This is a genomic window from Sphingobium sp. FW306-1B-F04DB, from assembly GCF_058781925.1.
The window spans coordinates 1-19285 of record NZ_JBYSXE010000065.1; the positions used below are offsets into that span (position 1 = coordinate 1).

At 66.3% G+C, this 19285-nt stretch carries 25 protein-coding genes; 12 read left to right on the top strand and 13 right to left on the bottom strand.

Translation table 11 applies throughout. The annotated features are described in order from the left end of the window. The 3 genes from AC3WJD_RS19840 to AC3WJD_RS19850 all read left to right on the top strand — a co-directional run. The coding region (locus AC3WJD_RS19840; RefSeq protein WP_492748484.1) for a response regulator transcription factor at nt 1-768 on the top strand (768 nt) is incomplete at its 5' end. Continuing rightward, nucleotides 765-2327 (top strand): sensor histidine kinase, encoded by a 1563-nt coding sequence (locus AC3WJD_RS19845; RefSeq protein ID WP_492748485.1) that lies wholly within the window; start codon nt 765-767, stop codon nt 2325-2327. The genes AC3WJD_RS19840 and AC3WJD_RS19845, both read left to right, overlap by 4 nt. 71 nt (nt 2328-2398) lie before the next feature. Continuing rightward, nucleotides 2399-3193 carry an SDR family oxidoreductase gene (locus AC3WJD_RS19850; RefSeq protein WP_492748486.1) on the top strand — a complete coding sequence of 265 codons (795 nt, stop codon included), beginning with the start codon at nt 2399-2401 and terminating at the stop codon, nt 3191-3193. A 3-nt stretch (nt 3194-3196) separates the two neighbouring features. On the opposite strand, the gene AC3WJD_RS19855 is transcribed toward AC3WJD_RS19850, so the two are convergent. After that, nucleotides 3197-3487: a 4a-hydroxytetrahydrobiopterin dehydratase gene (locus AC3WJD_RS19855; RefSeq protein ID WP_492748487.1), complete on the bottom strand. Its 291-nt coding sequence runs from the start codon at nt 3485-3487 to the stop codon at nt 3197-3199. Nucleotides 3488-3525: 38 nt separating this feature from the next. On the opposite strand from AC3WJD_RS19855, the gene AC3WJD_RS19860 reads away from it, so the two are divergent. The 4 genes from AC3WJD_RS19860 (at nt 3526) to AC3WJD_RS19875 (ending at nt 5433) form a co-directional block, all read left to right on the top strand. Then, nucleotides 3526-3948, top strand: coding sequence for a metallopeptidase family protein (locus tag AC3WJD_RS19860; RefSeq protein ID WP_492748507.1), 423 nt, complete (start codon nt 3526-3528; stop codon nt 3946-3948). Then, nucleotides 3945-4529, top strand: coding sequence for a heme ABC exporter ATP-binding protein CcmA (gene ccmA, locus AC3WJD_RS19865; protein WP_492748488.1), 585 nt, complete (start codon nt 3945-3947; stop codon nt 4527-4529). Before AC3WJD_RS19860 ends, ccmA begins: the two co-directional genes overlap by 4 nt. Continuing rightward, on the top strand, nt 4526-5173 hold the full coding sequence (gene ccmB, locus AC3WJD_RS19870; protein WP_492748489.1) for a heme exporter protein CcmB: 648 nt from the start codon (nt 4526-4528) through the stop codon (nt 5171-5173). The genes ccmA and ccmB overlap by 4 nt, the downstream gene beginning before the upstream one ends. Before the next feature lie 80 nt (nt 5174-5253). After that, the gene (locus AC3WJD_RS19875) at nt 5254-5433 is read left to right on the top strand and encodes a hypothetical protein (RefSeq protein WP_492748490.1); all 180 of its coding nucleotides are present in this window, start codon (nt 5254-5256) and stop codon (nt 5431-5433) included. A gap of 4 nt (nt 5434-5437) precedes the next feature. On the opposite strand, the gene AC3WJD_RS19880 is transcribed toward AC3WJD_RS19875, so the two are convergent. From AC3WJD_RS19880 to coxB, 10 genes are read right to left on the bottom strand one after another with little or no spacing between them, the layout of a single operon-like run. Then, on the bottom strand, nt 5438-6307 hold the full coding sequence (locus AC3WJD_RS19880; protein ID WP_492748491.1) for a class I SAM-dependent methyltransferase: 870 nt from the start codon (nt 6305-6307) through the stop codon (nt 5438-5440). Then, a complete protein-coding gene (gene thrC / locus AC3WJD_RS19885) occupies nt 6304-7701 on the bottom strand; it encodes a threonine synthase (RefSeq protein WP_492748492.1) in 1398 nt (465 codons plus the stop codon). Before thrC ends, AC3WJD_RS19880 begins: the two co-directional genes overlap by 4 nt. Nucleotides 7702-7745: 44 nt before the next feature. Then, the gene (locus AC3WJD_RS19890; RefSeq protein WP_492748493.1) at nt 7746-8345 is read right to left on the bottom strand and encodes an SURF1 family protein; all 600 of its coding nucleotides are present in this window, start codon (nt 8343-8345) and stop codon (nt 7746-7748) included. Continuing rightward, on the bottom strand, nt 8342-8707 hold the full coding sequence (locus AC3WJD_RS19895) for a DUF983 domain-containing protein (RefSeq protein ID WP_492748494.1): 366 nt from the start codon (nt 8705-8707) through the stop codon (nt 8342-8344). The genes AC3WJD_RS19890 and AC3WJD_RS19895 overlap by 4 nt, the downstream gene beginning before the upstream one ends. A 4-nt stretch (nt 8708-8711) precedes the next feature. Continuing rightward, on the bottom strand, nt 8712-9575 hold the full coding sequence (locus tag AC3WJD_RS19900; RefSeq protein WP_492748495.1) for a cytochrome c oxidase subunit 3: 864 nt from the start codon (nt 9573-9575) through the stop codon (nt 8712-8714). 51 nt (nt 9576-9626) lie between these two features. Next, complete coding sequence (locus tag AC3WJD_RS19905) at nt 9627-10187, bottom strand: cytochrome c oxidase assembly protein (protein WP_492748496.1); 561 nt, start codon at nt 10185-10187, stop codon at nt 9627-9629. After that, nucleotides 10184-10315 carry a cytochrome c oxidase system small membrane protein gene (locus AC3WJD_RS19910; protein WP_492748497.1) on the bottom strand — a complete coding sequence of 44 codons (132 nt, stop codon included), beginning with the start codon at nt 10313-10315 and terminating at the stop codon, nt 10184-10186. The genes AC3WJD_RS19905 and AC3WJD_RS19910 overlap by 4 nt, the downstream gene beginning before the upstream one ends. Further along, nucleotides 10312-11226: a heme o synthase gene (locus AC3WJD_RS19915; protein ID WP_492748498.1), complete on the bottom strand. Its 915-nt coding sequence runs from the start codon at nt 11224-11226 to the stop codon at nt 10312-10314. The genes AC3WJD_RS19910 and AC3WJD_RS19915 overlap by 4 nt, the downstream gene beginning before the upstream one ends. A 53-nt stretch (nt 11227-11279) precedes the next feature. Beyond that, complete coding sequence (ctaD, locus tag AC3WJD_RS19920) at nt 11280-12938, bottom strand: cytochrome c oxidase subunit I (RefSeq protein WP_492748499.1); 1659 nt, start codon at nt 12936-12938, stop codon at nt 11280-11282. A gap of 4 nt (nt 12939-12942) precedes the next feature. After that, on the bottom strand, nt 12943-14049 hold the full coding sequence (coxB, locus tag AC3WJD_RS19925) for a cytochrome c oxidase subunit II (RefSeq protein WP_492748500.1): 1107 nt from the start codon (nt 14047-14049) through the stop codon (nt 12943-12945). Between the two features lie 190 nt (nt 14050-14239). Between coxB and pyrE the strand changes: the two genes are divergently transcribed. Genes pyrE through AC3WJD_RS19950 form a run of 5 tightly spaced genes read left to right on the top strand, consistent with a single transcriptional unit; the run spans nt 14240 to nt 17883 of the window. After that, nucleotides 14240-14827: an orotate phosphoribosyltransferase gene (gene pyrE / locus AC3WJD_RS19930; RefSeq protein ID WP_492748501.1), complete on the top strand. Its 588-nt coding sequence runs from the start codon at nt 14240-14242 to the stop codon at nt 14825-14827. Next, complete coding sequence (locus AC3WJD_RS19935; RefSeq protein ID WP_492748502.1) at nt 14824-15546, top strand: pyridoxine 5'-phosphate synthase; 723 nt, start codon at nt 14824-14826, stop codon at nt 15544-15546. The genes pyrE and AC3WJD_RS19935 overlap by 4 nt, the downstream gene beginning before the upstream one ends. Further along, on the top strand, nt 15543-15959 hold the full coding sequence (acpS, locus tag AC3WJD_RS19940) for a holo-ACP synthase (RefSeq protein ID WP_492748503.1): 417 nt from the start codon (nt 15543-15545) through the stop codon (nt 15957-15959). The genes AC3WJD_RS19935 and acpS overlap by 4 nt, the downstream gene beginning before the upstream one ends. Further along, complete coding sequence (gene lepB / locus AC3WJD_RS19945; protein WP_492748504.1) at nt 15956-16819, top strand: signal peptidase I; 864 nt, start codon at nt 15956-15958, stop codon at nt 16817-16819. Before acpS ends, lepB begins: the two co-directional genes overlap by 4 nt. Before the next feature lie 2 nt (nt 16820-16821). Continuing rightward, a complete protein-coding gene (locus AC3WJD_RS19950) occupies nt 16822-17883 on the top strand; it encodes an AI-2E family transporter (RefSeq protein WP_492748505.1) in 1062 nt (353 codons plus the stop codon). A gap of 165 nt (nt 17884-18048) precedes the next feature. Here AC3WJD_RS19950 and AC3WJD_RS19955 read toward each other — a convergent pair whose 3' ends face one another. Further along, nucleotides 18049-18636 carry an FKBP-type peptidyl-prolyl cis-trans isomerase gene (locus AC3WJD_RS19955; RefSeq protein WP_492748506.1) on the bottom strand — a complete coding sequence of 196 codons (588 nt, stop codon included), beginning with the start codon at nt 18634-18636 and terminating at the stop codon, nt 18049-18051. Between the two features lie 57 nt (nt 18637-18693). Further along, entirely contained in the window at nt 18694-18900 is a 207-nt protein-coding gene (gene rpsU, locus AC3WJD_RS19960) for a 30S ribosomal protein S21 (protein WP_119759866.1), read from the bottom strand. Nucleotides 18901-19285 lie beyond the last annotated feature (385 nt).

Here is a 19285-nt window from a genome sequence, read left to right on the forward strand (position 1 = left end):
CGCGATGCCCGCCCCGCCCCCCGCGCCGTTGACAGGGGAAGCGCAACGATGATCATGTGCGCCATGCCCCGCAAGATACTGATCGTGGACGACGATCCGCACATCCGCCAGCTGCTCGTCTTCGCCTTCAACAAGGCCGGGCTGGAAACCGTCGAGGCGGGCGACGGCGAGGTGGCGATCGAGGCGGTGGCGGCGCACGCCCCCGATCTCGTCATCCTCGACATCAACATGCCCCGGCTCGACGGGCTCGAGGTCTGCCGCCGGCTGCGCGCCGCGGGCGAGGTGCCGATCCTGTTCCTGTCCTCGCGCGACGAGGAGATCGACCGCATCCTCGGCATCGAACTCGGCGGCGACGACTATGTCGTCAAGCCTTTCAGCCCGCGCGAGGTGGTCGCGCGGTCGATGGCAATCCTGCGCCGTACTGCCGGGCATCCGCCCAAGGTGGAGGCATCGCTCGTCACACGCTACGGCGACCTGTCGCTCGATATCGAGGCGTGGGAGGCGCGCTGGCGCGACCGCGAGATCGCGCTCACCGTCACCGAATTCACCATCCTGCGCACGCTCGTGTCGATGCCCGGCAAGATCTTCAGCCGCGACGCAATCATCGACCGGCTGCACGGGCCCGGCTTTGCCATTACCGACCGCACGATCGACAGCCATGTCCGCAACCTCCGCCAGAAATTCGCGTCGGCGGGCTGCAACGACCTGATCGAGACGCGCGCGGGTATCGGATACCGCCTCGGGGCCTGTCGCGGCCCCGCCGCATGATCACGCGCTTCAAGGACTGGGTGAAACGGCACTGGCCAGCGCTCAGGCTGCGCACGATCATCTTTGCGATACTGCTTTTCGTCGCGGCGCTGCCCGGGATCGGCGCGCTGTTCCTGCGCGTTTACGAGAATACGCTGGTCCGCCAGACGGAGGCCGAGCTGGTTGCGCAGGGCGCCGCGCTCGCTGCAACCGCCGAGGGGCTGTGGCCGGGCGAACGCGCGACCAGTCGCGATGCCCGGCCGCTACAGCCGACATGGACCGCGATCGACCTGCGCACGTCGGAGATGCTGCCCGAACGCCCGCGGGCGCACGCGACGCACCAGGCGCCCGACGCCGAGGCGGTGGCAATGGCGCGCACTTTCGCCCCGATCGTCGAGCGGACCGAACGCGCGACGCTCGCCTCGATCCAGTTCCTCGATCGCCGCGGAATCGTGATCACGGGTTATGAAGCCGGTGGCAGCTATGCCGCGCTGCCCGAGATCGCGGCGGCGCTTGCGGGCAATGCCGCGACGGTGTTTCGCCGCAACGGCAATTACCAGCCGCGCTACTCGTTCGAATGGCTCAGCCGCGCCTCGGCGCTGAGATTGCACCATGCGCACCCGATCCGCGTCGACGGTCGGGTGAAGGGCGTGCTGCTGCTCTCGCGATCGCCGCGCGCGCTGTTCCGCGGGCTTTACGAGGATCGCGGCAAGATCCTGCTCGGCGTCGCCGCGATCTTCGGGTTGCTCGTCATTGTATCGGGCCTGCTCTCGCGCGCGATCGTCCGCCCGATCGAGGCGCTCAGCCATGCCACGCGCGACGTCGCCGCGGGTCGCGGGAGCGTACCCCCCGATCCCGAGCTGTCGGTGATCGAGATCCGCACGCTCTACGAGGATTTCCGCCGGATGGCCGAAAGCCTAGCGCACCGCTCGCGCTATCTGCGCGATTTCGCGGCGTCGGTGAGCCACGAGTTCAAGACCCCGCTTTCGGGCATACGCGGCGCGATCGAGCTGCTCGAGGACCATGGCGAAACCATGACGCGCGCCGAGCGCAGCCGCTTCCTCGGCAACATATCGGCCGATGCCGACCGCCTCTCGCGCCTCGTGGGTCGGCTGATGGAGCTCGCCCGCGCGGATATGCGCGTTCCCGACGCGGGGTCGCGCGCCGATGTGCTGCACGAGCTGACGCGCGTGGCCGACAGCTTCCGCAATGGCACGTTCGCGGTGTCGATCGAGGCGGTGCCCCCGCTGCCGCCGGCACAGGTCGAGGCATCGACGATCGAGTCGGTCGCGGCGGCGATCATCGAGAACAGTCGCCAGGCAGGCGCCACTTCATGCGGCATCATCGCGCGCCACGCGCATGACGGGATCATCATCGATATCACCGATGACGGCCCCGGCATCCCGGAAGGCGACCGCGACCACATCTTCGCCCCCTTCTTCACGAGCAAGCGCGAGTCGGGGGGCAGCGGCCTCGGCCTTGCCATCGCGCGCTCGCTGGTCGAGGCGAGCGGCGGCGAACTGCGGCTGATGCCCTCGATCGCCGGCGCGCATTTCAGGCTCGAGCTCCGCACGGCCTGACACCGCCTAGCCACTTTCCGTTTACGTAATCGTTGGATATCGTCTTTCGAAACAGGAGGGGAGAGGCGGACATGACGGGCAAGGCGATCTTCATCACGGGGGGCGGATCGGGGATCGGGCGCGCAACCGCGCAGCATTTCGCCGCACAGGGATGGTTCGTCGGTCTGGCCGACATCAAGGAGGCCGGCATGGCCGAGACCGCGGCACTGCTCCCGTCGGGCAGGTCGAGCATCCACCCCATGGATGTGCGCGACCGCGCTCAGTGGAAGGCCGCGCTCGACGGCTTTGTCGCGGCGAGCGGCGGAAGGCTCGATGTCCTTTTCAACAATGCCGGGATCGCGCGCGGCGGCGAGTTCGCGCTCTCGGACCCGTCGGATAGCGACCTGCTGGTCGAGATCAACCTCAAGGGCGTGATCAACGGCGCGCATGTCGCGCTGCCCTATCTGAGCGCGACACCGGGATCGTGCATGCTCAACACCTGTTCGGCCGCGGGACTCTATGGGGGGCCCGGCCTCGCGGTCTATGCGGCAACCAAGTTCGGCGTGCGCGGGCTGACCGAAGCGCTCGAGATCGAGTGGCGCCCACTCGGCGTCAAGGTGTGCTCGATCATGCCGAGCTTCATCGACACGCCGCTGCTCGACATGGTGTCCGCGGGCTCCAACGCCACCGCGCGCGACAATGTCCGCGACGCGGGGCTCGAATTCACCCCCGTTGAGGTGGTGGCGCAGGCGGCGTGGGACGCGGTGCATGGCGACAGGGTACACGTCGTCGTCGGCAAGACCGCAAAGTCGATGGCCTTCGCCGCGCGCTGGATGCCGGGTACACTCAGGAAGAAGCTCGGCGCGCGGCTCGGCCGCGAGGCCTGAGCGCTATTCGAGCAGTGCCTCGATCGCCTCGGCCATCTCGACATCGCGCTCGGACAGCCCGCCCGCGTCGTGCGTCGTGAGCAAGATCTCGACGCGATTCCAGACGTTGGACCATTCGGGATGATGGTCGGCCTGCTCCGCGAGCAGCGCGACGCGCGTCATGAAGGCGAAGGCTTCGGAGAAATCCTTGAAGTTAAAGGTGCGCGTGATCGCGTCGCGCGCCTCGTCATAGTCCCATTCGGGCAAGCCATCGAGCGCGTCGGCGCGTTCGGCATCGCTCAGTTGGTCGACCATTTTTGCTCTTCTCCTGTCGCTGGCGTTGGGCCCGCATGATGGGCTATGTCGCAGCGATGACAGGCAAAGGTCAATCGGAGAGCTATGCGCCCAGCGTCGCGGATCTCGAGGCGCTCGGGCGCGCGGCGATGGAGCGTCTGCCCGATCCGTTTCGCGGCTTCCTTGCGGGCGTGCTGTTGATCGTCGAGGACTTTGCCGAGGATGCGATCCTCGTCGAAATGGGGATCGAGGATCCCTTCGAGCTGACCGGCCTCTATACCGGCCGCCCGATCGGCGAGCCGATGGCAACGGGCGACATGCCCGCGACCATCCATCTCTATCGCCGTCCGCTGCTCGAGGAATGGATCGAGACCGGCGTGTCGCTCGAGGCGCTGATCACGCATGTCATCGTCCACGAGGTCGGTCATCATTTCGGGCTGTCCGACGACGACATGCACGCGCTCGAAGACGCCGCGGGGTGAACAGCGCGGCGCTGACCTTTGAGAACGTTGCATGCCTGCGCGGCGGGCGGCTGCTGTTCGAGGGGCTGAGCTTCGCGCTGGCGCCGGGCGAGGCGGCGGTCGTGACCGGCCCCAATGGCGTCGGCAAATCGAGCCTGCTGCGCCTCGCCGCCGGATTGCTGAAACCCGCGGCGGGCCGCATCCGGCGCGAAGCACGATTGAGCCTGGCCGACGAGAATGCGGCTCTTGACCGGCATGTGCCGCTCGGGCGCGCGCTCCACTTCTGGGCGCGGCTTGACGGCGTCGAGGGCTGCGAGACGGTGCGGGGGCTGGCGGCGATGGACTTGCTCCACCTGAGCGACGTTCCTGTCCGCATGCTTTCCACCGGCCAGCGCAAGCGCGCCACCCTGGCGCGCGTCATAGCAAGCGGCGCGCCGATCTGGCTGCTCGACGAACCCGCCAACGGCCTCGACACCGCCTCGCTCTACAGGCTGGCCGACGCGATGGCGACGCACCGCGCCGTGGGCGGCATCGTGCTTGCGGCATCGCACCAGGCGATCGGACTCGAGGACGCCCAGCAGATCGCGCTGACCTCGCCATGAGCACGTTCGTTCACCTCGTGCGCCGCGATCTCGCGAGTGGACTGCGCGCAGGCGGTGCGCTGCTCCCGATCGCCTTCTTCCTGCTGGTGGCGACACTCTTCCCCTTCGCGGTCGGCCCCAACGCGCAGCTTCTCGCGCGCACCGGTGGCGGCGTGCTGTGGGTCGCCGCGCTGCTCGCCGCGCTCCTCCCGGTCGATCGTCTGATCGTGCCCGATCGCGATTCGGGCGTGCTCGACCAGATCGCGACGCGCGAGATCAGCGACGAGTTCGTCGCGCTCGCCAGGATCGTCGCGCACTGGCTGAGCTTCGGCCCGCCGCTGATGGTCGCCGCGATCCCGGCCGCGGCATTGCTCCGGCTCGACGGTGCGACGCTCGGGCGGCTCGAGGCGGGCCTCGCGATCGGCACGCCGGGGCTGGCCGCGCTTGGGCTGCTGGTGAGCGCGCTCACCGCAGGCCTGCGCGGCGCGGGTGCGCTCGCCGGTCTGCTTATGCTTCCGCTCGCGGTGCCCGTGCTGATTTTCGGTGCAGGATCGCTCGGCGACGGATCGGGCAGCGGGCTGAAACTGCTTGCGGCGGCAAGCCTGATTCTCGTCGCGATCGCGCCCTTTGCCGCTGGCGCCGCAATGAGGGCCGGACGCGAATAGCAGAATCCCCTTCCGTTCCCGTTGCGCCGGGCGAAGCGTTGCGGCAGGCTGCGCCCAGAGAACATGGGAGTGGGTTCGCAATGACCGGAAACGGTATCTGTGTTGGGCTGGCGTTGGTGATGGCCGCGGTGATCGCGCTGATCGCCTTTTCAGTGGCCCAAGTGGTTGAAGGCCTTGGTGTGATGGTCGTCGTCCTCGCGTCGACGGGCTGGGTCGCGTTCTGCGCCGCGCGTCAGCGGCGCTATCAGCAACGCCCCTAGCGAATCAGCGGCTCCAGCGCGCGAAGATCGCGGTTGGCAGCAACAGCCCCCGCGCCTCTTCGCGCACGGCAAGCTCGCCCGCCTCGACGGTGCCGGGCAGGTCGCCCATCGCCTGGCGCATCAGCTCGCCGATCGCGAGAGCGGACATCCTGACCGCATAGACCGTCAGGAAGCAGAAGCGGCTATTCTCGTCGAGCAGCTGGCGGCAATTGGCGATCAGGTCCGGCAGCCCTTCCTCGAGCTTCCAGACCTCGCCTTCGGGTCCGCGGCCATATTTGGGCGGGTCGAGCAATATGCCGTCATAGCGCCGGTTGCGCCGCACCTCGCGCGCGGTGAACTTGGCTGCGTCGTCAACGATCCAGCGCACCGGCTTTTCGGCGAGCCCCGAAAGCACCGCATTCTGCCGCGCTGCCTCGACCGATTTCTTCGAAGCGTCGACATGGACCATCGTCGCGCCGCTGGCCGCCATCGCGAGCGTGCCGACGCCGGTATAGCCGAACAAGTTCATCACCGTCGGCGAGGTCACGCCGTCGACGCGTTCGCGCATCCAGCTCCAGACCGGCGCCATGTCGGGAAAGAAGCCGAGATGGCGAAAGGGGGTGCAGTTCGCGGTGAAGCGGACATCGTCCCAGGCGAGCGGCCAGCCCTCGCGCGGCACGGGCCGGCGATATTCCCAGCGCCCGCCGCCCTCCTCGTCCGATCCGGGCACGAATTCGGCATCGGCATCCCAGTCATCCGAAGCAGGCGCCCACATCGCCTGCGGCTCGGGGCGGATGAAGCGAAAGCGGCCATAGCGCTCGAGCTTGCGGCCATGCCCCGAATCGACCAGCCCGTAGTCGGGCCATGGTTCGCCGATGAGCGTTGTCAGCTTCATGACCGCCGTGTAGCGCGCCCGGCGATATAACCGGTCACATCGGCAAAGGTCGCGGGGAGGACATCGTAGCGTTCCTCGCGCTCGAAGAGATTGGCGATCCGCGAGGGAAGCGGCGGGCGCACGCCCGTTGCGCGCTCGACCGCGTCGCGGAACTTCGCGGGGTGCGCGGTGGCGAGCGTCACGATCGGGACGTCCTTCACTTCGCCCGCACGCGCCGCGGCAAGGCCGACCGCGCTGTGCGGATCGATGATCTGGCCCGCGCGATCATGCGCCCAGCGCATCGCATGGCCCATCGCCTCGGCATCAATGCGTGCGCTGGAAAAGAGTCGCACCGCGCCTTCGCGCTGCGCATCGCTGAGCTTGAGCGCCCTGCTCGCCTCGAAGCCGCGCATCGCCTCGGCATTGGCAGCGCCGTGTCGTCCGCCAAGATCGAACAGCAGCCGCTCGAAATTGGAGCTGACCTGGATGTCCATCGAGGGCGTCGCGGTCGGCACGACCGTCCCTTGCGAATAATCGCCCGAAGACAGCGCGCGGTGGAGGATGTCGTTGACGTTGGTCGCGACGATCAGTCGTTCGACGGGAAGCCCCATGCGCTCTGCGACATAGCCCGCGAAGACGTCGCCGAAATTGCCCGTGGGCACCGAGAAGGCGACGCTACGCTCGGGCGCACCGAGCCGGACCGCGGCGTAGAAATAATAGACCACCTGCGCCATCAACCGCGCCCAGTTGATCGAGTTGACCGCCGACAGCGCAAAACGCCCCGAGAAATCGGGGTCGGCGAACATCGCCTTCACCATCGCCTGCGCGTCGTCGAAGCTGCCCTTGATCGCGATGTTGTGGACATTGGGCGCGAGGACGGTCGTCATCTGCCGGCGCTGCACGTCCGAGACGCGGCCCTCGGGATGGAGCATGAAGATGTCGACCTTGGCGCGCCCCGCGACCGCATCGATCGCCGCCGAGCCGGTATCGCCCGAGGTAGCGCCGACGATCGTGATGTGCGTGTCGCGCTGCGACAGGAAGCGCTCGAACAACAGGCCGAGCAGCTGGAGCGCGACGTCCTTGAAGGCGAGCGTCGGGCCGTGGAACAGCTCGAGCAGCCAGTGCTGGTGATCGAGCTGGACGAGCGGGGTCACCGCGTCATGGTCGAAACGCCCATAAGCCTGTGTGCAGAGTTCGCGCAGCTCGGCCTCGTCGAGCGCATCACCGACAAAAGGCTTCATCACTCTGACCGCGGTCTCGACATAGGAGAGACCGGCGAGCGCGGCGATCTCGCCCTGCGTGAAGCGCGGCCACGCCTCGGGCAGATAGAGCCCGCCATCGGACGCGAGCCCGGTCAGCGTGACATTCTCGAAATCGAGCGCCGGCGCGCTCCCCCTGGTGCTGATATAGCGCATGACGCCGCGGGATTAGCGGCGCGCGTGCAGCCGCGCAACCAAGCTTATCTTTGCGTATCGGCTGGCAGGGCTTGTCCCCGGCGCCTGAGCGCCAGCCAGTAGATCACGCCCGCGACCGCGGCGAAGAAGAACCACTGCACCGCATAGGCGAGATGGTTGTTGGGAATGTCATCCATCGCGGGTGGCTGGCTTACCTCGAGCCCTGGCGCGGGCGTCTCGGAGACGAGGCGGATGATGTGCCGTGTGTCGGGCGCGACGATGCCCCTCACCTCCCCGCCCTTCCATATGGGTTTCCCCAGATCGCGCGACCACCCCATATCGACCTGCATGCCCGGACCCTCGACGCCGCCCGTCCGGCACGCGGCGATGTGCGCCCAGCCCGCCTCGCCCCGGGCATTGCGCCCCGCGACCGCGTTCCATCCTGTGACCTCGGTGCAGAAGCCCGTCGCACGGCGGAATAGCGGCGCATCCTTTTGCGTCGGCACCGCGGGCCAGGCGATCGGCGGCCGTTCTGCGGCGGTGCGATATTCCTCGAGCAGCGCATTCTTCCAGTACGCGCGCTGCAGCTGCCAGATGCCGAGGCCGATCATGACGAGCATCGCACCCGCGACGATGGTGGTTGGAATGGCGGGCCAGCGCTTCATTTTACGAGGCGCCCCTCGCGCGCGCGGTTGCGATATTCGAGTTGGAGCAGCACAGCCTTGGCGATGCGCAGCAGGCCGAGCACGAGCACCAGCGTCAACGGCACCCAGAGCAGGACATGGACCCAGAAGGGCGGTTCGAAGGCAAGCTGGACGCTGACCGCGCCGATCGTGACCAGCGCGCCGACGATGAGGATCAGGAAGGCCGCGGGCCCGTCGCCAACGTTGAACTGGCCATAGTCGAGGCCGCAGGCGCCGCATTTCGGCGCGAACCGGACAATGCCGGCAAAGAGTGTCTTCGCGCCGCAGCGCGGGCACAGGCCCCCGAGCGCGACGTGCGCGGTCCCGGGGGCCGTATCGGTCATCGGATCAGCCGTGTACCGGCGCGCCCCAGCCGCCCCAGACATAGATCGAGACGAAGAGGAACAGCCACACGACGTCGACGAAGTGCCAGTACCAGACCGCCGCTTCGAAGCCGAAATGCTGCTTGGGGGTGAAGTGGCCCTTATAGGCGCGGACGAGGCAGACGATCAGGAAGATCGTGCCGATCAGCACGTGGAAGCCGTGGAAGCCCGTCGCCATGAAGAAGCTGGCGCCATAGTTGAGCCCCTTGAAGGGGAAGGGCGCGTGCATGTACTCATAGGCCTGGACGGAGGTGAAGAACAGGCCGAGGCCGATCGTCAGCCACAGGCCGAGCTTGAGCCCCTCGCGATTGCCGTGGATCAGCGAATGGTGCGCCCAGGTGCAGGTGGTGCCCGAGCAGAGCAGGATCAGCGTGTTGAGCAGCGGCAGCTCGAAGGCGTTGAGCACTTCCATGCCCCTGGGCGGCCACTGGCTGACGGTGGCGACAAGGGCCGGATCGGTGACGAGTTCGACCGCGCCATCCACGACCTGAAGTGGCGCGGGGAAGAGCGAGAAATCGAACCAAGCCCAGAACCAGCCGACGAAGAACATCACCTCGGAGGCGATGAACAGGATCATGCCGTAGCGCAGGTGGAGCTGCACGACAGGCGTGTGATCGCCCGCATGCGCTTCCTTGATGACATCGGACCACCACGAATACATGGTGAAGAGCACGCCCGCGAGGCCCATCAGGAAGACCCAGCCGCCGCCGGCTACCTCATGCATCCACATGATGCCGCCGCTCGCCATCGCAAGCGCCGACATGCTGCCGATGAACGGCCAGATGCTCGGCGGCAGAATATGATATTCGTGATTCTTGGCTCCGGCCATATCCCTGTCCCTTGTCGTCTTCTCGTGTCCGTACCTTCAATACCGGAAATCTCAACCCTTATCGGGCTTCACCGGGTGGAAGGTGTAGGACAAAGTGATTTCCCTGATATCGTTCGCGTCGGGGTCGTCGAGGATCTTGGGGTCGACGAAGAAGATCACGGGCATCCGCACCTCCTGCCCCGGCTCGAGCGTCTGCTCGGTGAAGCAGAAGCATTCGATCTTGCTGAAATATTTGCCCGCCTGCGTCGGGCTCACATTGTAGCTCGCGATGCCCTTGACCGGTTTGTTCGACAGGTTCTTCGCGACGTAGAAGGCCATGTCCTGCGCGCCGAGCGTGACGGTCTCGGTATGGCGCTCGGGGCGGAACTCCCAAGGCAGGCCAGGTTCTCGATTCGCGTCGAAGCGTACCGACATCGTCTTGCCCGCGACCGCGCCGGGCGCGGCGTCGGCACGCATCGTGGTGCCGCCAAAGCCCGTCACGCGGCAGAACATGTCGTAGAGCGGCACCGCGGCATAGCCGAGGCACACCATGCCGACGACGACCATCGCCATCGAAATTGCGGTCCGCCGCTTGTTGCGCTCAGCGACGCTGTCGACGGCGGGCGCGGTCATCCCGCGATCGCCATCTTCGCGATCGAGATCGCGTAGAACAGGATGACCAGGCCGCCGAGGATCAGCGCCGTCACCAGCGCGCGCGAGCGCTGCCGCGCGCGGATTTTCTCGAGTTCTTCGGGGGTCATGCGAGCACCAGCTTGTCGGCGACGAGCGCGCCGAACAGGAGGAAGAGATAGAGGATCGAGAAGCCGAACAGGCGCTTTTCGGGGCGCATCTTGTCACTCTCGCCGGTAGTGCGCAGCGCGATCTGCGCCGCCATGACGAGGAAGATCGCGGTCAGTACAACCGCCGCCACGCCATAGACCGCGCCGGCCAGTCCAAGTGCCCAGGGCGCGACCGCCGCCGCTGCCATCGGCAGGCTGTAGATCAGGATCTGGTGGCGCGTCGTCCGCTCGCCCGCCACCACCGGCAGCATCGGGATGCCCGCGGCGGCGTAATCGGTCTTCACGAACAGCGCGAGCGCCCAGAAATGCGGGGGCGTCCAGAGGAAGACGAGCGCGAAGAGCAGCAGCGGCAGCGTCGCGACATCGCCCGTCACCGCCGCCCAGCCGATCACCGGGGGAAAGGCGCCCGCCGCGCCGCCGATGACGATGTTCTGCGGCGTGCGCGGCTTGAGCCAGATCGTATAGACGATGACGTAGAAGAGGATCGACACCGCGAGGATCGCGGCGGCGAGCCAGTTGGTCGCCAACCCCATCAGGATTACCGAGAAGAAGGACAGGCCGACGCCGAAATGCAGCGCCGATTGCCGGTCCATTCGGCCGGCGGGAAGCGGGCGGTTGGCGGTCCGCTTCATCTTGGCGTCGACGTCCGCCTCATACCACTGGTTGAGCGCGCCCGCCGCGCCCGCGCCCAATGCAATGCACAGGATCGCGGTGAAGCCGAGCACCGGATGGATGTGCTGCGGCGCCACCAGCAGGCCGCACAGTCCCGTGAAGACGACAAGCGACATCACGCGCGGCTTGGTGAGCGCGAGAAAGTCCCGCCAGTCGGCGGGTATCGGGGTCGCGTGCGTATCCAGGGCCTTGCTAGCCATCAGTATCAAAAACCATTTGCGCCGGGGCGGTGAGGCCCCGGCGCGAAGTCCGTTCAGTCGACGCGCGGGAGCGTCTCGAACTGGTGATAGGGCGGCGGGCTCGACAGCGTCCATTCGAGCGTTGTCGCGCCTTCGCCCCACGGATTGTCCTGCGCCTTGGAGCCCGCAATCAGCGACCAGATGACGTTGATAAAGAAGATAATCATCGACGCACCCATGATCGCGTAGCCGATCGAGGCCACTTCGTTCCAATGCGCGAAGCCATCGGGATAGTCGGGATAACGGCGCGGCATGCCCTGCAGGCCGAGGAAGTGCATCGGGAAGAACAGCACGTTCACGCCGATGAAGAACACCCAGAAGTGCAGCTGGCCAAGCAACTCGTTGTAGTTCTTGCCCCACATCTTGGCGAACCAGTAGTAGAAGCCCGCGAACAGCGCGAACACCGCACCCAGCGACAGCACATAGTGGAAGTGCGCCACGACATAATAGGTGTCGTGCATATAGTTGTCGATGCCGCCGTTCGCGAGCAGGACGCCCGTGACGCCGCCGACGGTGAACATGAAGATGAAGCCGAGCGCCCACATCATCGGGGTCTTGAAGCTCAGCGAGCCGCCCCACATCGTTGCGATCCACGAGAAGATCTTGATGCCCGTGGGCACCGCGATCACCATCGTCGCTGCGGTGAAGTACATCTTGGTGTTCACGTCCATGCCGATCGTGAACATGTGGTGCGCCCAGACGACGAAGCCGACGACGCCGATCGCGACCATGGCGTAGGCCATGCCGAGATAGCCGAAGATCGGCTTTTTCGAGAAGGTCGAGATGATGTGGCTGATCATGCCGAAGCCCGGCAGGATCATGATGTACACTTCGGGATGGCCGAAGAACCAGAACAGGTGCTGGTACAGGATCGGGTCACCACCGCCGGCCGCGTCGAAGAAGGTCGTGCCGAAGTTGCGGTCGGTCAGCAGCATCGTGATCGCGGCGGCGAGCACGGGAAGTGCCAGCAGCAGCAGGAATGCGGTGATCAGCACCGACCAGGCGAAGAGCGGCATCTTGTGCAGCGTCATGCCCGGCGCGCGCATGTTGAAGATCGTAGTGATGAAGTTGATCGCACCGAGGATCGACGATGCGCCCGCAAGGTGCAGCGCGAGGATCGCCATGTCGGTCGCCGCACCCGGGCTGCCCGAGGTCGAGAGCGGCGCATAGACCGTCCAGCCCGTACCCGAGCCGGGCCCGGTGCCGCCCGAGACGAACGCCGAACCGAGCAGCAGCGTGAAGGCGGGGATCAGCAGCCAGAACGAGATGTTATTCATCCGCGGGAACGCCATGTCGGGCGCGCCGATCATGATCGGGACGAACCAGTTGCCGAAGCCACCGATCATCGCGGGCATCACGAGGAAGAAGACCATGATGAGGCCGTGCGCGGTGATCAGCGCGTTCCACAGATGGAGGCCGTCGCCACCCTGCATATGCGCCCAGGTCTCGAGATACTGGATCCCCGGTTCGGCGAGCTCGAGGCGCATAAGCCCCGAGATCAAGCCGCCGATGATCCCCGCGAAAATCGCGAAGATCAGGTAGAGCGTCCCGATGTCCTTGTGGTTGGTCGACATGAACCAGCGGGCGAAGAAGCCCGGCTTGTGGTCCGCGTCATGATGGTCGTGCGCGTGCGCGGCCTGAAATTCGGACGGAGTTGCTGCGATATCGGTCATGATCTCAGTTTCCGGTGGCGGCGGCGGCCGCGTTGGTGGCGTTGGCGGCAGCAGGCGCCGCCTCGATGGCGTTGGCGGGCGCAGCCGCGTTCGCTGCATTGGCAGCGGCGGCATTGGCGGCATTGGCGGCATTAGCGGCGTTCGCAGCATTGGCGACTGCGGCGGCTGCGGCTTCCTCGGCGGCCTTTTCGGCGGGCATCTTGCCGCCCTTCGCCTTGACCCAGGCCGCGAACTTCTCGGGGCTCACCGCCTCGATCGCGATCGGCATGAAGGCGTGACGGTCACCGCAGAGCTCGGAGCACTGGCCGTAATAGACGCCGGGCTTCTCGATGGTGAAGCTGGTCTCGTTGGTGCGGCCGGGGACCGCGTCGAGCTTGATCCAGAAGGCGGGTACCGCCCAGCTGTGGATCACATCGGACGCGGTGGTAAGCAGCTTGATCGGCTGACCGACGGGCAGCACGACGCGGTTGTCGGCCGCGAGCAGGCGGGGCTCGCCGCGCTTCTTGGCTTCGTCGTCGGGCAGCATGTTCGCGGTGAACTCGATGCCGTGGTCGGGATATTCGTACGACCAGTTCCACTGGTTGCCGATCGCCTTCAGCGTCACCGCGCCCTCGGGGGCGGGCTTGAACTGCTTGGCGAGCAGGCTGATCGACGGGATCGCGATGCCGACGAGGATCAGGACGGGAACGAGCGTCCAGATCACCTCGATGAGCGTGTGGTGCGAGGTCTTGGACGCGACAGGATTCGCCTTGGCGCGGTAGCGCGCGGCGACCCAGAACAGCAGGAAGAGAACGAGAATTGAGATACCGGTCATGACGGGCATCAGCACCCAGTCGTGCATCCACAGCGCCTCTTCGCCGATCTTGGTGACCTGGGGCTGGATGCTGATGGCGCCATCGACGGGCTGACCGATTCCCGCAACCGGCCTGGCCTCGGGGAAGGCCGGGGCGACGTCGGTCGCATTGGCTGCTGCCGCATTGGCTGCGGTCTCTGCGGCAGCGGGGGCTGCGGCCGCCTCGGCGGATGCCGCCGGGGCCGCTTCCTGCGCCAGCGCCGCAGCGGGCGCCGCTGCAAGGCTCAACGCAAGAAACGCGGTCTTGAAGATGTTCATAAGCGTCTCGATCTCACCCTCTTGGAAATGACCCGACGCAATGATTGCCCTCCGCGCCCGGTCAATTTGGGCCGGCTTATAGGCAGGGATATCGGATGCCTCAAGCATCTGTGACGATAATTTGAGGCGGTTGTCCGCGACACGCGAAAAGCTATAAGGCCGCTTGATATCGAACAGTGGAGCCCGAGCGATGACCGATGAGGAGATTTTGGCGGAATTCCGGGCGGCGGATGCGCTGCTCGAAGGCCATTTCATCCTCTCGTCGGGCCTGAGGAGCCCGCGCTACCTGCAATGCGCGCGCGTGCTGATGGATCCGATGCGCGGCGCGCGGCTCGCCTCGACGCTGGTTTCGCGGATGCCGCGCGACATCCGCTCGGGCGTAGAGATCGTCGTGTCGCCCGCGATGGGAGGGGTGATCGCGGGCCACGAGATGGGCCGCGCGCTGGGCGTCGAGGCGATCTTCCTCGAGCGCCCCGAAGGCACGTTCGAGTTACGCCGCGGCTTCCGGCTCACGCCTGGGCAAAAGGTGCTGATGATGGAGGATGTCGTCACCACCGGCCTGTCGTCGCGCGAGGCGATGAAGGCGATCGCGGCAGCGGGCGGCGAGGTCATTGCGGCCGCGGCATTGGTTGACCGCTCCAACGGCCAGGCCGAGTTCGACGTCCCCTTCTTCCCGCTGATCACGCTCGAGGTGCCGAGCTATGCGCCCGACGCGCTGCCGCCCGAGCTCGCCGCGATCCCCGCGATCAAGCCGGGAAGCCGCAAGGAAGCCGCATGACGCTCCGCCTCGGGGTCAATATCGACCATGTCGCGACGATCCGGAACGCGCGCGGCGGATCGCACCCGGACCCTGTCAGGGCCGCACTGATCGCAGCGCAATCGGGTGCGGACGGAATCACCGCACATCTACGCGAGGATCGCCGCCACATCACCGACGATGACATCGCGGCGCTGATGGACGCGCTGTCGATCCCGCTCAATCTCGAAATGGCGGCGACGGCGGAGATGCTCGACATCGCGCTGCGCCACCGCCCGCACGCGGCATGCATCGTTCCCGAGAAGCGCGAGGAACGCACCACCGAGGGCGGGCTCGACGCCGCGGGCCAGCACGATCATCTGACGCCCTTTGTCGAGCGCCTTTCGGCCGCGGGCATCCGCGTCAGCCTGTTCATCGAGCCCGATCCCGCGCAGATCGAGGCCGCGATTCGCCTGAAGGCGCCCGTCGTCGAATTCCATACCGGCCGCTACGCGCATCTCGACGGTGCGGAGCGTACCGAGGAACTACGCCGGATCGCTGATGCCGCGGCGCTCGCGACCAAGAACGGCATCGAGCCGCATGCTGGGCACGGCCTCACCTTCGACAATGTCTCACCCATCGCCGCAATCCCGCAGATCGCCGAGCTCAATATCGGCCATTTCCTGATCGGCGAGGCGATCTTCACCGGGCTCGACAAGAGCGTCGCGAAGATGCGCGAGTTCATGGATCTGGCGCGATGATCATCGGCATGGGTTCCGACCTGTGCAATATCGAGCGCATCCAGAATTCGCTCGACCGGTTCGGCGAACGCTTCGTCAAGCGCGTCTTCACCGATATCGAGCGCGCCAAGGCAGAACGCCGCCCGTTCACGCGCGCGGGCACCTATGCCAAGCGCTTCGCCGCCAAGGAGGCCTTTTCCAAGGCGGTCGGCACGGGCTTCAAGGCGGGGGTGTTCATGAAGGACATCGGCGTGGTCAACGCACCGAGCGGCGCGCCGACGCTCGCGCTCACCGGCGGCGCCAAGGCGCGGCTTGACGCGCTGACGCCAAGCGGCCACGCAGTGAAGGTGCATCTGACGCTGACCGACGATCATCCCTGGGCGCAGGCCTTCGTGATTCTCGAGGCGCTGCCGATCGGGGAGGAAAGCGCATGAACGAGCCCGCAGATACGAGCGAAACTGCCGCCACGATCGACGAGGCGAAGAAGGGCACCGACTGGTGGGCCGAGCTGCGTGCGATCCTGTGGTTGGTGCTTGCGGTGCTCGGCTTCCACAGCCTAATCGCCAAGCCCTTCTATATCCCCTCCGAATCGATGGTGCCCGCGCTGCTGACGGGCGACCGGCTGGTGGTATCCAAATATCCCTATGGCTGGTCCTATGTCTCGGCGAGCTTTCACATATTGCCGCATTTTCCCGGCCGGCTGGTCGGCCGGCTGCCCGAGCGCGGCGATGTCGTGATCGTAAGCCCCCCGGGCGTCCGCACCGATTATATCAAGCGCGTGATCGGCCTGCCCGGCGACCGGCTTGAGGTCAGGAACGGCATCGTCATCTTGAACGGCGTGCCAGTAAAGCGCGTGGCAGCGGGCAGTGCGCGCATTCCTGTCGATGCCAACATGCCGTGCAGTGGCGAGGAATATCCGGGCGCGCTGAGGAGCGGCCCCGATGGCAGCGTCTGGTGCGAACTGCCCGCTTTTCGCGAGACGCTCCCCTCCGGGCGCAGCTTTACCGTGCTCGACACCGGCTATTCGGCCGGCGACGACTTCCCCGCCACGACCATCCCCGAAGACCATGTCTTCGTGATGGGCGACAATCGCGACCATTCGGCTGATAGCCGCTTCCCCGTCGCCGCGCTCGGGCTGGGTGGGCCGGTGCCGTGGGAGAATATCGGCGGGCGCGCCGAATTCATCACCTTCTCGCTCGACGGCTCGGCGAAATGGTGGAACCCAATCAGCTGGTTCACCGCGATGCGCAGCGGGCGCGCCTTCACCAGCCTGCACCCGCGGGACGGCGACTAAACGTGGCGGACGAGCCGGGACGCACCGTGACCGCGCCGGGGCCGAGCGAGGTCCATGATCCGGCGGCGCGCGCCGAGATCAAGCGCGCCTTTATCTGGTTCTCGATGGCTGGCGCCTTCGCGCTCGTGATCCTGCTGATCCAGCCATTGTTGCTGATTCTCGGCGGCATCATCTTCGCGGTGATCCTCGACGGCGGCACGCGCCTGTTGGGACGCGTACTGCCTATCGCCCGCGGCTGGAGGCTGCTGATCGTCGTCATTGCCGGGGTCGCCTTCCTGTTCGGCACACTCTACATGACGGGGGTCGAGATCGCGCAACAGGCGGCCCAACTGCGCGACACGATCACGGTGCAGGGCGACCGCTTCCTCGACTGGCTGACGGCAGTGGGGCTGATGCCCGGCACCGAGGACGTCAAGGGCCTCGCGCGTGAGGTGTTCGGGTCGATCGGCCGGTTGACCAGCTATCTCGGCTCGGCGTTGGGCGCGCTCACCAGCCTGTTCATGATCGCGGTCATCGGCCTGTTCCTCGCAATGGAACCGCGCATCTACGAACGCGGCTTCCAGTGGCTGTTGCCCGCGGACAAACGCCACGAGGCCAAGATCACGCTCGACCGCATGGGCTATACCATGCGCCGGCTGATGGCGGGGCGGCTGTTCGGCATGTTCTTCGAGGGCGTGCTAACCTGGATTGCGCTCAGCATCGCGGGGGTGCCTATGGCGCTGATCCTCGGCATCCTGACCGGCGTGCTTGCCTTCATCCCCAATATCGGGGCGTTCATCAGCGGCGTGCTGATGGTCGCGGTCGGCTTCAGCGCGGGGATAGAGACGGGGCTGGCGGCGATCATCGTCTATTTCATCGTCCAGACCTTCGACGGCTATGTGCTTATCCCGCTTGTCGCCAAGAAGACCGTGGACATGCCCCCCGCGCTGACATTGGGCACGCAGATCCTGTTCGGTACGCTGTTCGGCATCTATGGCCTCGCGCTCGCCGACCCCATCGTCGCGATGATCAAGGTCGCGCTCGAGCGCCGCTCCGAACGGGGCGCCGATGAGGCGCCCGCTTAGAAGTTTGCATGACTAGCTAGATTGGACCGTTCGTCCCGAGCGAAGCCGAGGGACGTGTCTCGACTTCGCTCGACACAAACGGCCTCAGTTTTCTGATACGACTAGCCCCAACAAAAAGGCCGGGGCTTTCGCACCGGCCTTTTTGATTTCCCGGCTGAATGGCGCTTACTGGCCGCCCGGGGGCATGCCCTGCGGGGGCAGCGCGCCCTGCGCCTGAAGGCGTTGCATCTCGGCCTGGATCTCGGCCATCGACTTGAAGTCGAGCAGGTCGACCTCGAAGATAAGCACCGAATTGGCGGGAATGACCTCGGCGGGCGAATTCTCGCCATAGCCGAGCTGCGGCGGGATCCAGAGCTTGTACTTGCCGCCGCGCGCCATCTGCTTCAGCCCTTCGGAGAAGCCCGGAACCACGCCCGCCACGGGAAAGCTTGCCTGCGGATTCTCGTCGAAGACCTTGCCGTCGCGCAGCGTGCCCTTGTAGCCGACCAGGACGACATCCTCATCGGTCGGCTTAGGGCCCTTGCCCTCCTCGAGTACCTTGTAGCGCAGGCCCGAGGCGGTGGTGACCACGCCGTCCTGCTTGCCGACCCATGCGAGATACTGCTCGGGCGTGCCCGCATTGGCCACAGCCGCGCCCGAGGTACCCATCCAGGCGCCGCCAGCCGCAACGGCGACGGCAAGCGCCACGCCGATCCAGAGTTTCGCGATCGAGCCCTTGGCGATCGGGCGAAGCGGAACGGCGGTCACCGACATGGACAGGCAGCCTTGATCTTAATGAGACGGGAAAACGCTTGGACGAAGGCGCCGGATTTACCGGGCGCCGTCACGCTCCATGCGCTTGCGCTCGAGCTTGCGCGCGCGACGGATCGCGGCGGCGCGCTCGCGCGCACGCTTTTCCGACGGCTTCTCATAGTGACGGCGCAGCTTCATTTCGCGGTAAACGCCTTCACGCTGCAGCTTCTTCTTGAGCGCGCGCAGCGCCTGGTCGACGTTATTGTCGCGAACGAGGATTTGCATAAAGCCGTCAGTCTCCAATCTTCAATCCCGCACCACAGCGACTCGCTGGCTGCGGCACGAAAGCCAATAAAAAACGGGTCGTCGCGGGACGATTCCCGCGCCGTGTGCCGCGGCCACTAGCAGCGGAGCCGCGGATTTTCAAGCGACAATGCGGTTTTTCGCCGCATTTGCGCGCGGTCCGGGCAGCCGGCGGGGCCCCCGCACAAAAAAGGGGGCGGCCATTCCGGGCCGCCCCCATGATATCTGCCGGCACCGTTCCCCGCCTTGCGGTGGGGAAGGCGGCGGACGCGTATCAATACATGGCACGTCCGCAGTTATAGGCGGGGAGGGATCCGGTGGCCGACTGGGCGAAGCCGTTGTAGCGGGCATCGTCCTTGGCGAGCGC